15 protein-coding genes are annotated in these 19,075 nt (G+C 65.0%); 8 read left to right on the forward strand and 7 right to left on the reverse strand.

Annotated features, from left to right (window positions below; genetic code table 11):
• Positions 1–441 precede the first annotated feature (441 nt).
• Positions 442–1,617 (forward strand): UDP-N-acetylglucosamine 2-epimerase, encoded by a 1,176-nt coding sequence (gene neuC, locus ACP7AU_RS16275; protein ID WP_426052071.1) that lies wholly within the window; start codon positions 442–444, stop codon positions 1,615–1,617.
• Here the strand turns inward: neuC and ACP7AU_RS16280 are convergent.
• A complete protein-coding gene (locus ACP7AU_RS16280; RefSeq protein WP_426052072.1) occupies positions 1,614–2,327 on the reverse strand; it encodes a cytidylyltransferase domain-containing protein in 714 nt (237 codons plus the stop codon). The genes neuC and ACP7AU_RS16280 overlap by 4 nt on opposite strands.
• 104 nt (positions 2,328–2,431) lie before the next feature.
• Between ACP7AU_RS16280 and ACP7AU_RS16285 the strand changes: the two genes are divergently transcribed.
• The 6 genes from ACP7AU_RS16285 to ACP7AU_RS16310 all read left to right on the forward strand — a co-directional run bounded on the left by ACP7AU_RS16285 (position 2,432) and on the right by ACP7AU_RS16310 (position 8,218).
• On the forward strand, positions 2,432–3,436 hold the full coding sequence (locus tag ACP7AU_RS16285; RefSeq protein WP_426052073.1) for a GDP-mannose 4,6-dehydratase: 1,005 nt from the start codon (positions 2,432–2,434) through the stop codon (positions 3,434–3,436).
• On the forward strand, positions 3,433–4,494 hold the full coding sequence (locus tag ACP7AU_RS16290) for a nucleotidyltransferase family protein (RefSeq protein ID WP_426052074.1): 1,062 nt from the start codon (positions 3,433–3,435) through the stop codon (positions 4,492–4,494). The genes ACP7AU_RS16285 and ACP7AU_RS16290 overlap by 4 nt, the downstream gene beginning before the upstream one ends.
• 159 nt (positions 4,495–4,653) lie before the next feature.
• Entirely contained in the window at positions 4,654–5,430 is a 777-nt protein-coding gene (locus ACP7AU_RS16295) for an ABC transporter permease (protein WP_426052075.1), read from the forward strand.
• Positions 5,431–5,472: 42 nt separating this feature from the next.
• Positions 5,473–6,636 carry a chain-length determining protein gene (locus ACP7AU_RS16300; RefSeq protein WP_426052076.1) on the forward strand — a complete coding sequence of 388 codons (1,164 nt, stop codon included), beginning with the start codon at positions 5,473–5,475 and terminating at the stop codon, positions 6,634–6,636.
• Positions 6,636–7,310, forward strand: coding sequence for an ABC transporter ATP-binding protein (locus ACP7AU_RS16305; protein WP_426052077.1), 675 nt, complete (start codon positions 6,636–6,638; stop codon positions 7,308–7,310). The genes ACP7AU_RS16300 and ACP7AU_RS16305 overlap by 1 nt, the downstream gene beginning before the upstream one ends.
• Positions 7,310–8,218 carry a hypothetical protein gene (locus ACP7AU_RS16310; RefSeq protein ID WP_426052078.1) on the forward strand — a complete coding sequence of 303 codons (909 nt, stop codon included), beginning with the start codon at positions 7,310–7,312 and terminating at the stop codon, positions 8,216–8,218. The genes ACP7AU_RS16305 and ACP7AU_RS16310 overlap by 1 nt, the downstream gene beginning before the upstream one ends.
• Here the strand turns inward: ACP7AU_RS16310 and ACP7AU_RS16315 are convergent.
• From ACP7AU_RS16315 to rfbC, 6 genes are read right to left on the reverse strand one after another with little or no spacing between them, the layout of a single operon-like run.
• Positions 8,199–9,167, reverse strand: a complete 969-nt coding sequence (locus tag ACP7AU_RS16315) for an FkbM family methyltransferase (RefSeq protein WP_426052079.1) — start codon at positions 9,165–9,167, stop codon at positions 8,199–8,201. The genes ACP7AU_RS16310 and ACP7AU_RS16315 overlap by 20 nt on opposite strands.
• Positions 9,164–10,615 (reverse strand): hypothetical protein, encoded by a 1,452-nt coding sequence (locus ACP7AU_RS16320; protein WP_426052080.1) that lies wholly within the window; start codon positions 10,613–10,615, stop codon positions 9,164–9,166. The genes ACP7AU_RS16315 and ACP7AU_RS16320 overlap by 4 nt, the downstream gene beginning before the upstream one ends.
• Positions 10,612–11,484: a glucose-1-phosphate thymidylyltransferase RfbA gene (gene rfbA, locus ACP7AU_RS16325; protein ID WP_426052081.1), complete on the reverse strand. Its 873-nt coding sequence runs from the start codon at positions 11,482–11,484 to the stop codon at positions 10,612–10,614. The genes ACP7AU_RS16320 and rfbA overlap by 4 nt, the downstream gene beginning before the upstream one ends.
• A complete protein-coding gene (gene rfbD, locus ACP7AU_RS16330) occupies positions 11,481–12,395 on the reverse strand; it encodes a dTDP-4-dehydrorhamnose reductase (RefSeq protein WP_426052082.1) in 915 nt (304 codons plus the stop codon). Before rfbD ends, rfbA begins: the two co-directional genes overlap by 4 nt.
• Positions 12,388–13,446: a dTDP-glucose 4,6-dehydratase gene (gene rfbB / locus ACP7AU_RS16335; protein WP_426052083.1), complete on the reverse strand. Its 1,059-nt coding sequence runs from the start codon at positions 13,444–13,446 to the stop codon at positions 12,388–12,390. The genes rfbD and rfbB overlap by 8 nt, the downstream gene beginning before the upstream one ends.
• 29 nt (positions 13,447–13,475) lie before the next feature.
• Positions 13,476–14,168: a dTDP-4-dehydrorhamnose 3,5-epimerase gene (gene rfbC / locus ACP7AU_RS16340; RefSeq protein ID WP_426052084.1), complete on the reverse strand. Its 693-nt coding sequence runs from the start codon at positions 14,166–14,168 to the stop codon at positions 13,476–13,478.
• 82 nt (positions 14,169–14,250) lie between these two features.
• On the opposite strand from rfbC, the gene ACP7AU_RS16345 reads away from it, so the two are divergent.
• On the forward strand, positions 14,251–18,810 hold the full coding sequence (locus ACP7AU_RS16345; RefSeq protein ID WP_426052085.1) for a glycosyltransferase: 4,560 nt from the start codon (positions 14,251–14,253) through the stop codon (positions 18,808–18,810).
• The last annotated feature ends 265 nt before the right edge of the window (positions 18,811–19,075 follow it).

The raw sequence follows: 19,075 nt of genomic DNA on the forward strand, positions 1-19,075 counted from the left end.
TTCGGCATTCCAGTTCACGCCGTTGCCGGACGCTTCCAGGTTGATGTCGTCGATCTTGTGGTAACCGGCGTCAATCGCGCCGTACCAGCCGTCCGGCTCAGCCGAAGCAGCACCAGCGGACAGGGCGAGAGCCGCCGCCGCGCTGGAAGCCAGGAACAAGGTCTTGAAACGCATGGGTGTGAGCCCTCCGCAGCCATAGTTGATCATCGCGGCGGTCTAACCGCCTTCCGGGGTCATAACAGCGTTGCCGCAGGAGGTCGATAGGTTCCGGAGCTGTTCGACCGGTCAAACTGCAAGCGTGACGTTGAAGCTACAGGAGAAATCGGCGGCGCGGGCTCGCGGACGACGTTCCATCGTCCATTCTTCGGCGCGCGATGGTCCCGCTATCTCAAGGCCCCGAAGCCCGCTATGCCCGCGTGGCATGACGGGAACGATCGACGGATGATCCGGGCGAACACGAGCATAGGCGTCTTCACGGCCACCCGCGCGGAGTACGGTCTTCTGCGGCCCGTCCTGGCCGCTATGGAGGCGTCAGAAACAATTCGCCCACTTCTGATCGTCGCGGGGGCCCATCTTTCGGCCCGGCATGGCGCGAGCCTGACGGAAATCGAAGCCGATGGACGGAGGCCTGCGGCCCTGGTTCCGTCCCCCATGGCCGGTGACGACGGACTGTCGGCGGCGCGGGATATGGCGGCGACCCTGTCCGGCTGCGCCGAGGCCTATGCCGCGCTGGATCTGGGAGCCGTTCTGATACTGGGCGACCGGACCGAGGCGCTGGCGGCGGCGGCGGCGGCGGTTCCGCTGGGCCTGGCGATCCTGCACCTTGAGGGCGGCCACCGGACGAAGGGAGCGGTCGATGATGCGATCCGCCATGCGATCACCAAGCTGGCGGCCCTGCATTTCACCGCCGCCGAACCCTATCGCCGCCGCCTGCTGCAGATGGGCGAGGCGCCCGGGCGCGTCTTCACCGTCGGCTCGACCGGCGTGGACAACCTGACGGCCTTCGGACGCAGCACGCCGGCGGAGGCGTCCGCCCTGACCGGTCTGGACCTGCCGCCCGGCTTCCTTCTCGCGACCTTCCACCCGGAGACCCTCGGCGCCCTGTCGCCGGCAAGACAGATCGAGGCCTTCCTGGGCGGCCTGGCCGGTGTCGAGGATCGCGTCATCCTGATCACCCTGCCGAACGCCGACGCGGGCGCGGGGGTGATCAGGGCGGCGATCTCCGCCTTCGCCGCCGTCCGGCCGTGCCGGATCCAAATCGCTGAATCGCTGGGCTCGCGCGGCTATGTCGCGGCCCTGACCGCCTGCTCCGCCGTCATCGGCAACTCCTCCAGCGGCATGATGGAGGCCCCGGCTGCCGGTATCCCGGTCGTCAACGTCGGCGACCGCCAGGCCGGGCGGCTGCGCAGCCCCGGCGTGATCGATTGCCCGCTCGAGGCCGGGGCGGTGGCCGCCGCGATCGCCCGCGCCCTGTCGCCCGGCTTCCAGGCCATGGCGCGAAGCCAGCCCGCCCTGTTCGGCGACGGCCACGCTGGAGAACGGATCGTCTCGATCCTGGAAGCGACTGACCTGAAGGGGTTGGCGCGAAAGCCCTTCGTCGATCTCAACGGTGTCTAGCGCCTTACGCTGTCCAGAGGCCCGGCCGCCTCGCCCCGCACATGGGGCCACAGCGCCTCGCAGACGGCGAAGTCGAAAGCCGTGTCTACGTCCCAGCCCCGCTCGGGCGGCATCAGATACGCCAAGGTGTCCGGAGCGACGAAGGTGCGCCGCTCCAACAGCGATTCCGGCCGTCCGACATAGACGGCCCCGTTAACAACCACCGGCTCGTCGGGTCGGGGTGCGTCCGGACAGAAGAGGCGGTCTTCGCCCACCCGTCCATAGAAGGTCTGGGGCTTCAAGACCGGCGAGACCCCGATCACCGCAGACGCTCCGCGGGCGTGGCAGAGCTCGACCGCCGCATCAATGTCGGCGCCAAGGCGAAGCGGCGAGGTCGGCTGCAGCAGCACGACATAGTCCCAGGCGCCGCCCACCGTCTCCAGCGCATGCGCGACGGCGTCGATGACCGAGGCCTGCGGTCCCGACAGGCTGTCCGGACGGCGGAACGGCGGCGGGAATCCCATTCCGGCCGCGACGGCGGCCACGGTCTCGTCGTCGGTGGAGACCACGACCTGATCCAGTACGCGGGATTCGCGACAGGCCTCGAGTGTCCAGGCCACCATCGGCCGGCCGGCCAGCGGACGGACGTTCTTGCCCGGCAGACCCTGCGATCCGGCGCGCGCGGGAACAAGGCCCAGAACCCGTCCGGCGGATGCGCCCTCGCCGATCATGTCCGTCTCCGTGACGCGCCAGTAGCTGTCCTTTAGACTCTGATTCGGACGGTCCGGGCGCAATCACGCCGCCGGATGGCGTCCTTGCGGACGGCGGGTCTCTCGTGAACGTCGAAGCGGTCATCGGCGCCCTGAAGGGCCGACAGGTCCTGGTCACCGGAGCGGGCGGCTTCATCGGCAGCCGGCTGTGCGAGCGGCTGGTCGAAATCGGGGCCGAGGTCCGCGTCCTGGTCCGCTACACCTCGGACGGCGACGCCGGCTGGCTGGACCGTTCGCCGATCCGGGGCGAGATCGACGTCCGACGCGGCGACCTCGCCGATCGCGACAGCGTGTTTGACGCGGTCCGCGACCGCGAGATCGTCTTCCACCTCGGTGCCTTGATCGCCATTCCCTATTCCTACCTCGCGCCCGAGAGCTACGTCCGCACCAACATCCTCGGCACGCTGAACGTGCTGCAGACTGTGCGCGAACTGGGCGTCGCCCGCCTGATCCACACCTCGACCAGCGAAGTCTATGGCTCAGCCCAGTTCGTTCCGATGACGGAGGCCCATCCGCTGGTTGGCCAGTCGCCCTACTCCGCCTCCAAGATCGCGGCCGACAAGCTGGCCGAGAGCTACCATCGCTCGTTCGGGACGCCGGTCGTGACCCTGCGGCCGTTCAACACCTTCGGCCCTCGCCAGAGCGCGCGCGCGGTCATCCCCGCGATCGCGGTCCAGTTGCTGGCCGGCCGACCGGTCCGCCTGGGCGACACCCGGCCGACGCGCGACTTCGTCTTCGTGGACGATACCGTCGACGCCTTCCTCAGGGCCGCGACCCTGCCGGGGATCGAGGGTCTGACTGTCCATACGGGCGGTGGCCGCGAGATCGCCATCGGCGACCTGCCCGCCATGATCGCCGCCGCCGCCGGCTTGCCGGTCGAGGTCGAGGCCGATCCGCAGCGCATGCGGCCCGCCGCCAGCGAGGTCGAACGCCTGCACGCCGACGCCTCCCTGGCGAAGGAAAGGCTGGGCTGGACGCCGTCTATCTCGGTCGAGGAAGGTCTGGCCCGGACGGTCGCCTTCATCCGCGACAATCCGGCGCTCTATCGTCCCGCGGAGTATGCGGTGTGACCCCCGCGGGCGACGTCGCCGGGAATCTGCTGGGGCCGGACGCCCCCCTGCTCGACGCAATCGCCCGGCTGGATGCGGTCCGTCGCAAGCTGATCGTCGTCGTCGACGAGGATCGCCGTCTTCTGGGCAGCGTCACCGACGGCGACATCCGGCGCGGTCTGCTCCGTCGCCTGCCGATGGACGCTCCGATCCGCGAGGTGATGAACTCCGCGCCGGTCTCGCTTCAGATCGACGGTTCCGACATCGTGGCCCTGCAGCGGCTGGAGGAGCGCGGCGTCACCCTGGCGCCCCTGCTGGACCGGGCCGGGCGGGTTGTCGGCCTCTATCCCGACACTGTCGGCACGCCGCGCCCACGGGACAATCTGGTAGTCATCATGGCCGGAGGTCGGGGTGTTCGTCTCGCCCCCCTGACCCAGACCTGTCCCAAGCCGATGCTGAAGGTGGCCGGCCGCCCCCTGCTCGAGACGATCATCGAACGGCTGAGAGCCCAGGGTTTCGGCCGCTTCCGGCTCGCCGTGAACTACCTTGCCGAGATGATCGAGGATCATTTCGGCGACGGCGCCTCGATGGGCGTCGAGATCGACTATCTGCGCGAGGACCACCCGCGCGGCACCGCCGGGGCCCTGTCCCTGCTGCGCGATCCCGTAACCAGCCCGATGCTGGTCATGAACGGCGACGTCCTGACGCGGATGGCCTTCGGCGGCCTGATCGACTTCCACGAAGAGCATGGCGCCTTGGCCACCCTGTGCCTGCGCGAACACCAGTTCCAGGCCCCGCATGGCGTGGCCGAGGTCGATGGGGTGCGGATGACGGCCCTGCGCGAAAAGCCGACCTTCCGCTGGCTGGCCAACGCCGGCGTCTATTGTCTGGAGGGATCGGTCCTGTCGCGGATTCCGGCGCAGGGCCCCTACGACATGCCCGAACTGCTCGCCGGCCTGGCCTCGGACGGAGAGATGGTCGGCGCCTATCCGATCCACGAGTACTGGCTCGACATCGGCCGGCCGCCGGACTTCGAGAGCGCCCAGACGGATTTCGGCGCGGTGTTCGAACCGGTCTGACTTACGCCGCGCGTTGCGCTTGCGCTGACGGCGGGGCAGCGTATGTTCCCCCGATCGGCGTCAGCTCTTTCAGGTCAGCCAGAACGCGAGCCGGAGCGCCGGCGCGCCACTGGTTCTGTCTGGCGACCGGCCCTGCGTACCTGAGATCAATCGACCGAGATGAGTTTGTCCTTCGCGAGCCGACATTTCAGGATCATCGGCGCGCTGCTCATGCGCGAGATGACGACGCGGTTCGGGCGTGAAGGGCTTGGCTTCGTCTGGATGATCGGCGAACCGCTGATCTTCTGCCTCGGCGTTCTGTTCATGTGGACGCTCATCAAACCGGAATACGAGCACGGCATCCGTTTGGGGCCTCTGGTGATGACGGGATACATGTCTCTCGTCCTGTTTCGCCACATGATCTCTTTCAGCATGGGCGCCGTTGAAGCGAACGTCGGCCTGTTGCACCATCGCCAGATCGGCATTCTCCATCTGTATCTCGCTCGAAATTTCATGGAGTTCGCGGGCGCGACTGTTGCTCTGGTTATTGTCTACGTTGTTCTGATCGCCCTCGGACAGGTCGGACTGCCGAAAGACTGGTTGCTGCTTTATGGCGGCTGGTTGCTGACCGGATGGGTTGGCTTCGGGCTGGCTTTGACGCTCGCCGGCCTCGCTATGCGCTACGAACTTATGGAGCGCCTGGTTCCGGTGCTGACCTATGCCATGATCCCGTTGTCGGGCGCCTTTTTCATGGTGGCCTGGATACCGGAGAGATATCGAGAGACCTTTCTTCTCGTGCCGCTTCCCCATGGCATCGAGATGGTGCGGGCCGGCGTGCTGGGTGAATTTGTACACACCTACTATCACCCGCTCTATGCGGCGGCGTGGGGCGGCGTCCTGGTCGGAGCGGGTCTGATCCTGCTCGCGGACGTCAAAAACAGGATTGTAATCGAATGACGCGTTCGCAACGTCTCGGCGACGGTCACCTACGGACTTTTCATGACTGATCAGAAGCTCAACTACATTGGGCCCATCCCCAGGATGCTGGCGTTCGAACGGGAGCGCCCGGCGTGGTGGCGGCGCATACCGCTCGCCGCCCTCCTGGTCGTTGGGCTGCCGACGCTACTGGCCCTGATCTACTATCTGCTGATCGCCTCGCCGCGGTATGTATCTGAAACCCAGTTCATCGTCAGAGCGGCGGGTCAGAGCACGCCTAGTTCTCTCGGCGTCGCCCTGCAGGGCGTCGGCATCGCGCCGACGCAGACCGATGCGTTCGCGGTTCATGAATACATCACCTCACGAGACAGCCTGACCCAGCTTTCCAGGCGTTACGAAGTTGCTGAGATCCTTGGTCCGCAGGGTACGGACGCGTTTTCGCGCTACCCGCGGCCCTGGGAAGGCCGTTCGCGCGAAGCGCTTTATAAGGGCTTTCAGCGTTTCGTAACGGTGGGCTACGATTCCACCACTGGGATCAGCACCCTTAGGGTCGAGGCGTTCCGACCGCGCGACGCTCAGGCGCTGACTGAGTCGCTGTTGAGTGGCGGCGAGCAGTTGGTCAACCGGATGAACGAGCGTTCAGCCGCCGACACTCTTGCGCAAGCACGACAGTCTCGAGAAGAGGCGAGGGCCCGCCTGTCGTCCGCCCAGCAGCAACTTACAGCCTTCCGGAACCGCGAGCAGATCATTGATCCGGCAACGGCCGCTGCGCAGAGTTTGTCGCTGATCGGCGGCCTGCTCGCTGAGGTCGCCAGCCTGCGCGCCGATCGTGCCCAAGTCTCTTCAGAAGCGCCCAACAGTCCGCAGTTGCCGGTGTTCGACAGTCGGATCCGCGCATACGAGAACCAGATAGCTGCCGAGCGAGAGAAGATCGCGGGCGATGCAGGCTCCCTCGCTCCAAAGCTCAGCATCTACGATGATCTGGCGCTCGCACGGGAGTTCGCCGGCCGTGAGTTGACGCAGGCGACCGCCGCAGTTCTGTCGGCCGAACAGGAAGCGCGACGACAGAAGCTGTACCTCGACCGAGTGGTGAGCCCCAGCCTGCCCGACGAGCCGGCCGAGCCGAGACGCTGGATAGCAATCCTCACGGTGTTCGCCTCAAGCCTTCTGGCCTACGGGATCGGCTGGCTGATCTATGCCGGCGTGCGCGAGCACAGGCAGGACTGATGCAGCTTTCAGCCGATCGGATCGGCCTGAGTGTCGAGAACCTGGGAAAAACCTATCACGGTGTCAGGAAGCCCCTATTCACCGGGCTGAACTTTACCCTCGGTAGGGGCGGTCGCCTGGCAATCCTGGGGCGGAACGGCCAGGGCAAATCCACCCTGATCAAGATGCTCGGCGGTGTCCTGCCAGAAACCGAAGGGCGCATCCGCTGGCGCATGTCGTCATCGTGGCCGATCGGCTTCGGGGGTGGTTTTCAGGGCAGCCTGACCGGGCTGGACAACATCAAGTTCCTGGCTCGGATCTACAATCGCGACTACGCCGAGACCAAGGAACGCGTCGACAACTTCGCCGAGTTGGGCTCGTCACTGAAACTGCCGGTGAAACACTACTCCTCGGGGATGCGGGCGCGCCTGGCTTTCGGCCTGTCCCTGGCGATCGAGTTCGACTGCTATCTGATCGACGAACTGGTGGCGGTCGGTGACGCCCGCTTTCAGCAGAAGTGCCAGGAGGAACTGTTCCAACACCGGGCCGATCGTTCATTCATGATGGCTTCGCACGATACCCATCTTGTCACCTCGCATTGCACACGGGCCCTGATCATCGAGAGCGGCAAAGCCAAGATGTTTGAGGACATCGAGGAGGCCGTGGACGTCTACACTTGGCTAAGAGCGGCGTGATGGGCATTGACCCGGACTGGATCGTCCTGACCCCGTCTGCAGACGACGATGCCTGGAAGGCGGCGATCCGCCTGGCTGTCGAGACGGCCGGGCTCGTGCTCCGTGATGCCGACGACCAAACCCCGGCAAGCTCCGACGATCCCGAGCGTGAGGTCTGGCTGACATCCGACTGCCATGTGGTCGAATCTCTCGGTCGGCGACCCACGGCTGTGCTGATACCCAGACCCGAGACCTCTCCCGAGGCCATAGGTGAACGCCTCGGGATATTCCCGCCACAGAGCGTCACCCATGCCTCGCTGCTACTTGCGCGCGCTGTCGCTCAAGACGCACGGCGGACGCGAATCATAACCGCTCGGGATATCGCCGCCGCGCGCGGCCAGCCTATTGTATTGACGGAGGGGTTGTCGGTCGTTCCGCCTGCACCCCGCCCTGTGGACCCGGTGCGACCTGCGGTTCAGGTGGCGCTGGAATTCTTCGCCGCCGGCGCACCGGTTCCAGGATTGCAGGTCGTCTGGTCCGAGCGCATCTTTCGCTACGACCAGCGCGCGGCCCGCCTGGCGCAACACATCGGCGACCTCGACATAACGGGCCGACCCAGAATTTTGGTCTACGGCCCCTATCTGGCGATGCCACCGGGTCGGTGGCAGGCGCGAGTTCGGTTCTTGGTCAACGCAACAGCGGCCGGCAAAGAGTTCAGGCTCGACTGGGGCTCGCCTAGTGATTTTGCCACCCTTCTGGTGACGCCACCCCATTCTGGCGTGTTCGAGGTCGATCTCGAACACGACTGGCACGCGGTCGACTTTGGGGAAATCAGACTCTGGTTGATGGAAGGCGCCTTCGATGGCGTCTTACATTTCCAGGGTGCCAATGTGACCTTCCTTGGTCGCTCTACGGGGAATGCGGCTTGAAGTAGAGCAGCCAGTCTTCCTCATTGTCCGCTGACAAAAGCGCCTCTCGAGAGACGGATTGCAGGCTGCTGTCGAAGCCGATCAAGCGCGCGGCGCCATAGATGGCCTCAAGTCGATCAAGGAGACCGGCGGGATCGGTGCACCGCTTGCTGTTGAACTCCAGAAGCAGCTCGGGACGATCTTGCGTGATCGTGGCCCACGCCCCCGCCAGCATCGGCTCTTCCGCGCCTTCGACATCGACCTTCATGAAATCGACGCGTGGCCAGTCCGCCAGCAGCGTGTCCAGCCTCGCCCCCGTAACGGTAACCATCTCTGGAAGACCAGCGTAGTCGGCGTGCATCACCCGCGCATTCTTGGGCTCCTGCCCGGGTGCGAAAAAGACCAGCGTCTCGTCGTCGGCAGCGGTCAGGGCTTTTTCGATCACGTCGACCCTGCTGCCGAAACCGTTCACTCCGACAGTCTGGCGCAACAGTTTCGCAGTCGGCGGGTTGGGCTCGATGGCCAGAACACGGCCGGCGGGGCCGACGAGGTCTGCAAACAGGACGGTATAGTAGCCGTGATTGGCTCCTGCATCCACGACATGCATCCCCGGCTTGATCCGAGATGCCATGAAGACGGTCAGCCAAGGCTCCCAAACGCCATCCATCATGACGTGGGCCCCAAAGCCCAGATCCGTCGTGGGGACATAGAGCTTGTAGCGCCCAAGCACGCGACACAGCGTCAGTTGGTTGCCGAGAAATGCGGTCTGGACCAGGGCGCGGCTGCGTCGCTCCAGGGCCCATCGGTCCATGGTCAGCAACTCATTGAGGCCGATCAGGTTAAGCTCGGTCGGGATTGGTTTCGGCAACCTAGGGAACCTCAACGGTCGCATCATGCGCGCGGCCTTAGCGACCAGGCATTGCTCTTTAGGCGAGACGCGGTCGGTTGGAAACTGTCGCCGGTCACTCACGGCGCGACAAAGGCGCCGGTCACCGCCACGCGCACGCCGGCGGCTGCAGGCGAAACCTCGAAGCGCACCTCGACAGCCTCCGGATGCCGCTCGAATGTGCCTTCGAACGTACGGTAGCGGGCGATGACGGAGGCCAACAGACGCGCGACACCCACCTCGCGACCCTGCGCGTCGGCCTGGACGACGCGAACGTTCACAGGTGCGTCGGCACCTTCGGCCAGATCGGGCGCGAACAGGCTGACGCCGAACCGATAGGGCCCGGCGGGCGGCGCGGCGATGGTCTGGACGTAGGCCCCAGCAGGAAGGCGTTCCGCCGTGATCGTCCGCATACAGGACCCGTTCGCGTTCCACGGTGGGCCGGTCAGTTCTCCCGGCGTCAGGGGCGAAGGCGTCTGGACCGCGTTCCAGCCCCGCTCGTCACAGGTAAATGAGCCCTCCGGCACATAGGGGCCGCCGACGTGGGTGTTCGTAAGCAGGTTCTTACCCGTGTAGAGGGGATCGACGGGGAAGGCGCGGATCGTGGGATCGGAGGCCGAGAACCCGTCTGGGTCCCAGCTGCCGCCGGTCGGGCGCACGAGGGTCGTCCAGTTGCGGCAGTCGATCATCGAGAAGGCCTTGCCGTGGAACCGGGCCTGATACACGGACCCCGGACAGCGCGTCTTGAGGAACTCCGGCGTCAGGCCCTCGCCCGGCCGCCAGGCCTCCCAGCGCGTCGCGCCATACTCGCGGGTGAAATAGTTGGTCTCCATCGAGCCGTAGCCGGCCGAGAAGTGCCGCACGATGATCGAATCCAGACGGCGCGTCCGGCTATCGTCGGCGGGGTCGACGACATAGGGCTGGTTGCGGACCCTGCGCCATTCGACGGTCGAGGCATTGGTACGGACGCGGCCGGCGCAGCCGGGCGCGAAGGTCGCGGGCGACGGGGCTTCGCCGCGCCGGAACGCGGGACGGCCGTTGGGATAGAGCAGCCAGCCCTGGGCCCGGCAATCCGGCGTCCACCAGGGCTGCCAGTAGGCACCGGGGTCCGACGTGCCGCGAAAAAAGACCCAGTCCTGGTCTGCGCCCATGATGTTGTAGCCGCCGCGCGCGGGGTTGTGGTGGACCTGGTTCGGAAAGGCCGGATCGTCATCGTAGGCGTCGGTGAAGAAATAGCTCTGAACGCCGAGGGTCAGGCCGTTGGCGTCGGCGACGGGCCAGGAATCGCTGATCTGGAACCCGCCGACATCGACCTTGTGATAGGGCAGCGGCTCGCCGATCCGCAGCTTGCGGCGGCTATCGGGGCAGTCGACGGGGTCTGCGAAGACGGGTGTATCTGCGGCATCCACGCATACCATCTGGATCAGATAGTCGGTCGGCCGGGACGACTGCGCCTGCGTCGGCGAGGGTGCGCAGCCGGCGAGCAGGGCAACAATCCCCAGCCACGCCGGGCGCGCCGCCCGGACGGTCATCTGCGCTCCAGCACCGTCGTCCGCAGATACCGGCCGTAATCGCTCTTGCCGAGCGCGGTCACGATTGACTCCATCTGGGCCGTGTCGATGAACCCCTGATCGAACGCGATTTCCTCGGGGCAGGCGATCTTGAAGCCTTGGCGTCTTTCCAGCGTCCGCACGAACTCGGCGGCCTCCAGCAGGCTGTCGGGCGTTCCGGTGTCCAGCCAGGCGAAGCCGCGGCCCATGATCTCGACCGACAGCTGGCCGCGGTTCAGGTATTCACGGTTGACGTCGGTGATCTCCAGCTCGCCGCGCGGCGACGGCTTCAGGTTGGCGGCGATGTCGACCACCTGTTCGTCGTAGAAATACAGGCCCGTGACCGCCCAGGGCGACTTGGGCTCAGGCGGCTTCTCCTCGATCGACAGGGCGCGCATGTCGGCGTCGAACTCGACCACGCCGTACCGCTCCGGATCGTTGACGTGATAGGCGAAGACCGTCGCGCCCGTCGGTCGGGCCATCGCGCTGGTGAACAGGTCGTTGATCCCGTGGCCGTAGAAGATGTTGTCGCCCAGGATCAGCGACGACGGCCCGCCGGCGACGAAGTCCGAGCCGATGATATAGGCCTGTGCCAGGCCGTCGGGGCTGGGCTGGACCGCATACTGGATGTCCATGCCCCATTTCGATCCATCGCCCAGCAGGGCCTGGAACGAGGGTGTGTCGCGCGGCGTCGAGATGATCAGCACCTCGCGGATGCCGGCCAGCATCAGGGTCGACAGCGGATAGTAGATCATCGGCTTGTCGTAGATCGGCATCAGCTGCTTGGAGGTGACAAGCGTCATGGGATGCAGGCGCGTGCCCGATCCGCCGGCGAGGATGATGCCCTTCACGTGATAGTCTCCTGGAGTAGTTCGGCGACGATCCCAGCCACGGCGTCCTGCCAGGGCCGGGGGATGATTCCGTAGTCGCGGGTGATCTTGAACGTCGACAGCCGCGAATTCGCCGGGCGCCGGGCCGGGGTCGGATACTCGGCCGTCGTGATGCCTTCGACCTGGGCTTCCGGGCCGCCCCGTGCCTTGCTGAGAGCGAAGACTTCGCGGGCCAGCCCGGCCCAGCTGGTCGAGCCCGCGTTGACGAAATGATAGACGCCGGTCGGCGCCTCCGGGTCAGCGATCATCCTCAGCGTGATGTCGGCCAGGGCCCCGGCGATGTCGCGCGCCGAGGTGGGGCAGCCAGTCTGGTCATCGACGACGCGCAGGGCCGGCCGGTCGGCGGCGAGCCGCAGCATGGTCTTGAGGAAGTTGGCGCGGTGCGGGCTGAGGACCCAGGCCGTGCGCATCACCACAGAGCGTGGGTTGCCGGTGCGGACCGCGACCTCGCCCGCCAGCTTGGAGGCGCCATAGACGCCCAGCGGCCCGACCGGATCGCTTTCGGAGTAGTCCTGCTCGCCGGACCCGTCGAAGACGTAGTCGGTCGACACCTGAACCAAGGGAATGCCGGCCGCCCGCGTGACCTCGGCCAGGATCGCCGGGCCCATGGCGTTGGCGGCGAAGGCGGCTGCGACCTCGGTCTCGGCCTTGTCCACGGCGGTATAGGCACCGGAGTTGATCACGGCCTTGAACGGCGTCGCGGCGAGCATGGCGCGCACCGCGTCCGTGTCACCGAGGTCCAGCTCATCCCGCGTCGGCATGTGGAGACGAACGTAGCTCGGCCAGTCGGCGCGGGCCAGCTCCAGCCCCACCTGCCCCGCCCCGCCGGTCACCAGGATGTCCCAGGTGTCGTGGGGGGCGTCCTCACCCATTGGAGACGCCCAGCCGTTCGGTGTTGTATCGGCCGTCCAGGATAGCCTGCCACCAGGACCGGTTCTCCAGATACCAGCGCACGGTCTGATCGATGCCTTCCTCGAAGGTCACTGAGGGTGTCCACTCCAGTTCGTCGCGGATCTTGGTCGCGTCGATGGCGTAGCGGGCATCGTGGCCCGGACGGTCGGTGACGAAGGCGATCTGGTCGGCATAGCGCTTGCCGTCGGCACGCGGCTGAAGCGTGTCCAGGGTGGCGCAGATCGCCTTGACCACATCGATGTTTCGCCGCTCGGCATTGCCGCCGACATTGTAGGTCTGGCCCGGCCGCCCGCGCTCGAACACGGCCTGGAGCGCGCGGGCGTGGTCGTCGACGAACAACCAGTCACGCACGTTGGACCCATCGCCATAGACCGGCAGCGGCTCCCCGTTCAGCGCACGGATGATGATCAGCGGGATCAGCTTCTCGGGGAAATGATAGGGGCCGTAGTTGTTCGAGCAGTTGGTCATCACCACCGGCAGGCCATAGGTGTGACCCCAGGCGCTGACCAGATGATCCGACGCCGCCTTGGACGCCGAATAGGGCGAGCGGGGATCGTAGGGTGTTGTCTCGGTGAACAGGCCGGTCTCGCCCAGCGAGCCGAAGACTTCGTCGGTCGAGATGTGGTGGAAGCGGAAGGCGGCCTTGTCGGCGTCATCGAGGCCGCGCCAGTAGCCCAGCGCCTGTTGCAACATGTTAAAGGTGCCGACGACGTTGGTCTGGACGAACTCGCCCGGTCCGTCGATCGAGCGGTCGACGTGGCTCTCGGCGGCCAGATGGGCGATGACGTCCGGCCTGAAGTCGGCGAGCGCCGCCGCGACCGCCGCCGGATCGCAGATGTCGGCCTGGACGAAGCCGTAGCGGTTGCTGGTCGAGGCCGGCTCCAGCGAACTCAGCAGACCCGCATAGGTCAGCTTGTCGAACACCAGCACCTCGTGCTCGGTCTCGCGGATCAGGCGACGGACCAGGGCCGAGCCAATGAAACCGGCGCCGCCGGTGACCAGAATGCGCATTGCGAAGTCTCTCCCTAAGGCCGCGCGACCTAGCCCAGATCGCCCGTCGCGGCCATCGCGACGCCGTCATAAACGAACGGGCTGGCGAAATCCAAGAGACGCGGCAGGACGGCGTCCTTGTCCGACAGGACCGGACCGGATGGAGGTAGCGGCCAGTCGATACCGATGTCCGGGCAATCCCAGGCGACACCGCCATCGCAGTCACCCGAATAGACGTCCGACACTTTGTAGGCGACCTCGGTGTCGGGCTCGAGCGTCACGAAGGCATGGCCATAGCCGACCGGCACGAACAGCTGTTTGCCGTTCTCCGCGCTCAAAGTCGCGAAGGCGACCTCGCCATAAGTCGGCGAGCCCTTCCGCAAGTCGACGGCGTAATCGATGATCGCCCCCCGTGGACAACGGACCAGCTTAGCCTGGGCGTGAGGCGGCGTTTGGAAATGGATGCCGCGGATGGTGCCCGTTTGAGCCGAATACGATTGGTTGTCCTGCACGAAGCGGACATCGATCCCCAAAGCCGCGTATTTCGCCTCGGCGTAGGTTTCGGAGAACCAGCCCCGGGCATCGCCAAAGCGGCGCGTTTCGATAAGCTGAACGATCGACATTCGGTTTCCAGGATGAAGCACTCGCACTGCATCGAACGGTTGCCGCCGTCCGACCAAATCGTGTTGCGTCGATACCGGTGAGTTGCCATTGGCGCAAGCTGACCCGGAGGCCTCAAACATCAGACTTCATAGAACTGTCGCAACGAAAGGGGTTGTCATAAACGGGGGTCTCTCTTAGCGGATAGCTGAGGTAGCAGCGAACATGAATATCAAAACTCGCGCGAGACGCGCCTTGCGCGCGCTTGCTCCACTTTCAGAACCAGCGGATACCGCGCAGCGCGAGTTGGGCGACGCCGCGCGTAACCGCCGGGACTGGAAGGCTGCAGCCACCCACTACACTGAGTATCTTCGACGCGCTCCCCGCGACTTCGGGATCCGCGTCCAGCTCGGCCATGCGCTCAAGGAATCCGGACTCTTCGCCGAAGCGGACGACGCCTACTCGCGCGCCTTGAAGCTGAGGCCGCGCGACGCCGACCTGCTTGTCAACTTTGGCCATCTCAAGAAAATTCGCCACCAGTACGCCGCTGCCGCCGAGCTCTACGTCAAGGCTGCAGAAATCGAACGTGGCGGCCATGGTTTGGCGGAGTTGGGTGCGATTGAACTCACGCTTCACTTGACCGTTGCGCATCGGGAACTCCGAGATCGCCTGACGAAGACGGCCCTGGCCGATCGCCTCACAGGACTGCGACTTCTCGCTCACACAGGTATCACATGGCTCGGCGGTGATAGATTCGCCCTGAGCTCCGGCGATCCTTGGTTGGAGTTGAAGTTGGAATCCAAGGCCGATGGTCCCATGGGCTTTCTCAGCCTTCAGGTGGAACCTGATGACGCGAGCTGGCGGCCTGACGCTCGCCTCTATCTGGATTACGCGAACGGCTACCGGGACGATTTGTCGCTACCCCTTCCGGATGCGGTGGATGGACGCGTTTTAGTACCGCTCATGAATTCGGGTGCGATACGGTCGGTCCGCTGGGACCCCGACGCCAAAGACAACATAATCCGGTTTAAAGGGGCGGCCTATGTAGTAAACCCTGATCTGGACCGCGGCATGGCCGACGTCCGCGCTCAGTTTTCGTCGGACATGGTTCCCGATCATGCTCTTGTCGCAATCCGCCGATCTCTCCTGCGCAATGACTTTTCCGCTCATGATGCGATAGGCGTTTCCGCCCGCCTCATGTCCCTCGGAAAAGATGGACCTGAAGCATACGGCGCCTGGCTCCATAGATGGATTGAGCCGACGAAGACCGACTACGCCCGTATCACCGAAATGACGGCTGCTATGCCGCGCAAGCCGTCGTTCTCGTTCGTGATGCCCGTCTATAATCCGCCCGCGGACCTGCTGGCGGAATGTCTCGATTCCCTGCTTGATCAGACCTACGCGGATTTCGAGATCTGCATAGCGGACGACCGCTCGCCCAACCCCGAAATCCGTCGATTGCTCGAAAAGTATGCGGCCCGGGACTCCAGGATCAAACTGGTCCTGCGTGAGCACAACGGGCACATCTCGGCCGCCAGCAACTCAGCTCTGGCGCTGGCCACGGGCGAGTTCATCGTCCTCGTTGATCACGACGATCTCATTCCCGACTACTGCCTTTTCGTCGTCGCCCACTTCATCAACGAGAACCCGACCGCGCAGATTCTCTATTCCGACGAAGACAAGATTACCGTCGATGGCCATCGCTACGACCCCTATTTCAAGGGCGATTTCGACCCGTTCCTGATGTTCGGCCACAACATGGTGAGCCATCTGGGCGTCTATCGGCGCGACCTGGTCGAGGCGATCGGCGGCTTCCGTCTGGGGCTGGAGGGCAGTCAGGACTACGACCTGGTCCTTCGGGCGATCGAGCATGCCGGCCCCGACGCCATCGTCCACATTCCCCACGTTCTTTATCACTGGCGCGCCATCCCGGGTTCGACGGCCGTGTCGGGGGACGAGAAAAGCTATGCCGTCGTCGCGGCACAGCAGGCCGTGAACGGCCATTTCGAGCGGACCGGGCTGCCGCTCCGTTCGGTCAACGGACTGGCACCCGGCGTCAATGCCGTGAAGCCTGATCGCCACTACGACACCTTGGTGTCAGTCATCATTCCGACCCGCGACGGCGTCGACGATCTGCGGGCCTGTATTGAATCCGTACTCGCCGTCGATCATTCGAACACCGAGATCCTCGTGGTGGACAACGGATCGGAGGATGCGGCGACCCTCGCTTATCTGGATCGGATCCAGCGTGAGGAGAAAGGCCTGGTGCGGGTGCTGGTCTATCCGCATGCCTTCAACTTCTCGGAGATCAATAACTTCGCCGTCGAGCATGCCAGGGGCGAAATCCTCTGCTTCCTGAACAACGATACCGAGGTGATCGCAAAGGATTGGCTGGCACGCGCACGCGGATTGATCGCCGTTCCCGGCGTCGGCGTGGTGGGTGCACGGCTGCTTTATCCGGACGGGACGTTGCAGCATTTCGGCGTCGTGACCGGCATGGCCCAGCACCGGGTGGCGAGCACACCGCATGTGGGCCTGCCCGAACAGGCCGGCGGATATTTTGGCAAGGCTCGGCTGCTGCAACAGTTCTCGTCGGTGACGGCCGCCTGCATGTTCGTGCGGGCCGATGTGTTCCGCGGCGTGGGCGGGTTCGAGCCCAGTCTGCGCGTCGCCTATAACGACATCGACCTGTGCCTGAAGGTGCGGGCGGCGGGCCACAAGGTCATCGCCGATCCGCAGATCCTGCTGACGCACAAGGAGTCCAAGTCCCGGGGCAGCGACCAGACCGGGGCCAAGGCCGAACGTCTCGAGAGCGAAGCCCGGACGATGCGGGCGCGATGGGGCGAGGTGCTGGATCGCGATCCGTTCTGGTCGCTCAATCACGATCTGGATCACAACGACTTCCGGCTGGCCCATCCGCCGCGCCGGCCACTGCCCTGGCAAAGACCCGACGACGCGCGCGACGGCGACGGGACACCTTCGCTGTTCAGACCTGGGCGAAGCTATCTGTCCAACCTGTGGGCCGCACGACGACCTTCGTCGGACGCGGCCGAGATGGCACCAGCAAGTCAGAGCGGCCTGGGCGTGATCGTGAGGATCGGCGACGCTTCGATGGCGCAGGTGGAGGAGACGCTCCGCAGCCTTAAGCATCAGCAGACCGCGCCGCGATGGACAGCCTTCGTCACAGACGTAGCCACCCCGCCCGAGAGGATCGCGGATCTCAAGGCCTTGGCAACATCTTCCGGGGCTCTTGCCGTCACGGGCGCGACGCTTGACAAGGGCTTGCGAGCCGCCCTCGCCGTCGGCCCTTGCGATCAGGCGATGATCGTTGCGGCCGGCGACCTGCTGGAACCCGAGGCCATCGAGCGGTTCGTCGAAGCGTTCGAAGCCGGAGCCGAGATCGCTTACTGCGATGTCATGAAGACCGGGGCGGAGCACGACGACATCCGCACATTCGTGGCGCGTTCCGCCTTCAGCCATGACGGCTACCTGTCGCATCCCTATTTCAATCGGGGACTGGCGATCGATCGCAAGCTGATCGAACAGGCGCTGGACGACGCCGCTCCCGAGCCATTGTGGGGAATCACGGACCTGGTGCTGCGTTGCATCGAGCGGGCCGCGAGTGTGGCCCATATCCCGGCCTTCCTCTACCGGTTCCAGGACGTTGAACCGGTCGTCGAGGAGACCGACTCGCTCAGCGTCATCGATGCACATCTGAGCCGACTGAAGACCGGGGCGACAGCGGCACCTGGCCTCAGAGAGGGAATCTTCAGGATCGATTATCCCGACCCGGGCGGCCGCACCCTGATCATCATCCCCACCAAGGACGGTGTCGAACTGCTGCGCACCTGCGTGGAGTCGGTAAGGCGAACCACGACCGACGTAGACATCGTGATCATTGACCACCAATCCACCAAGCCGGAGACGCTCGTCTATCTGGAGTCGCTCAAGGGGCAGGTGATGATTGAGCCCTATGCTGGCCCGTTCAATTTCTCTGACATGAACAACTTGGCGGCCCAGCGGCACGCCAGCGGTTACGACTACGTCGTGTTCATGAACAACGACATCGAGGCTATCGAACCGGGCTGGCTGGAACGCATGCGCAGTCTCGCCGCCCGCCCAGATGTCGGGGTCGTCGGCGCCACCTTGTTGTACGACGACCGAACAATCCAGCATGCTGGCGTGATCCTCGGCGTCGGGGGCTGCGCGGCCCATGGCCAGACCGGCGCGGATTTCGAGCGGCAGGGTCTTCGCAACCCGGGCTACGATTACAGCCTGGTTTCGACACGGGACTATTCCGCGATCACGGCCGCCTGCATGATGATGCGCACGGAGGTCTTTCTGGGCGTCGGCGGGTTCGACAAGGATCTGGCCGTGGGGTTCAATGACACGGACCTTTGCCTGCGAGTCGCAAGCCTGGGCTACCGGATCCTGAACGATGCCCACACCGTCCTGTACCATCACGAGTCCGCAACCCGATCGCTTACCGACGACTTAAAGCACCCGGAGGACGCCCTTCGTTTTCTGCGGCGGTGGAAGCTGCTTCTAGCCGAAGGCGACCCCTTCTACAGTCCCCTGCTTTCGCTCACGACCGACTTCGGGCTTGGGGACATCACCGAGATGTACAACCCGATCCGCATTCGGCCCGTGAAACCTAGCATCATGGAACTTAATCGTGGTCGGCCCGCGAAGGCTCCCGCGCCGCTCCGCTATCAGGCCGGCAAACCGGCTTTCGAGCAGGAACTGCCGCCTCCGCCCACCAAGCCCAAGGGCCGCAAGCAGTGATGAGCGACGCTGCGGGTATTTGCCTCCTGATCACCGCCTCGACGCGGCGGCAATGCCCCTCTGGCCACCGGAGTATTCGCCAGAAACAATGCGGGCCAATAGTCCTGATCTGCAATCCTTCACGGACGAAGATCATTGGACACATTACGTCATGTGTGGACGACCTCCCAGACGCAAGAGTAAAAACGACGTTGGCGCTCGGTCGAGTGCAGTCATGTGTTCGGCCTGTTGGTGCAGCTGCGTGCGCTGCTGGCCTTGATGAAGT

Origin of the sequence: Brevundimonas sp. SL161 (genome assembly GCF_049896985.1) — a bacterium.
Lineage (GTDB): Bacteria > Pseudomonadota > Alphaproteobacteria > Caulobacterales > Caulobacteraceae > Brevundimonas.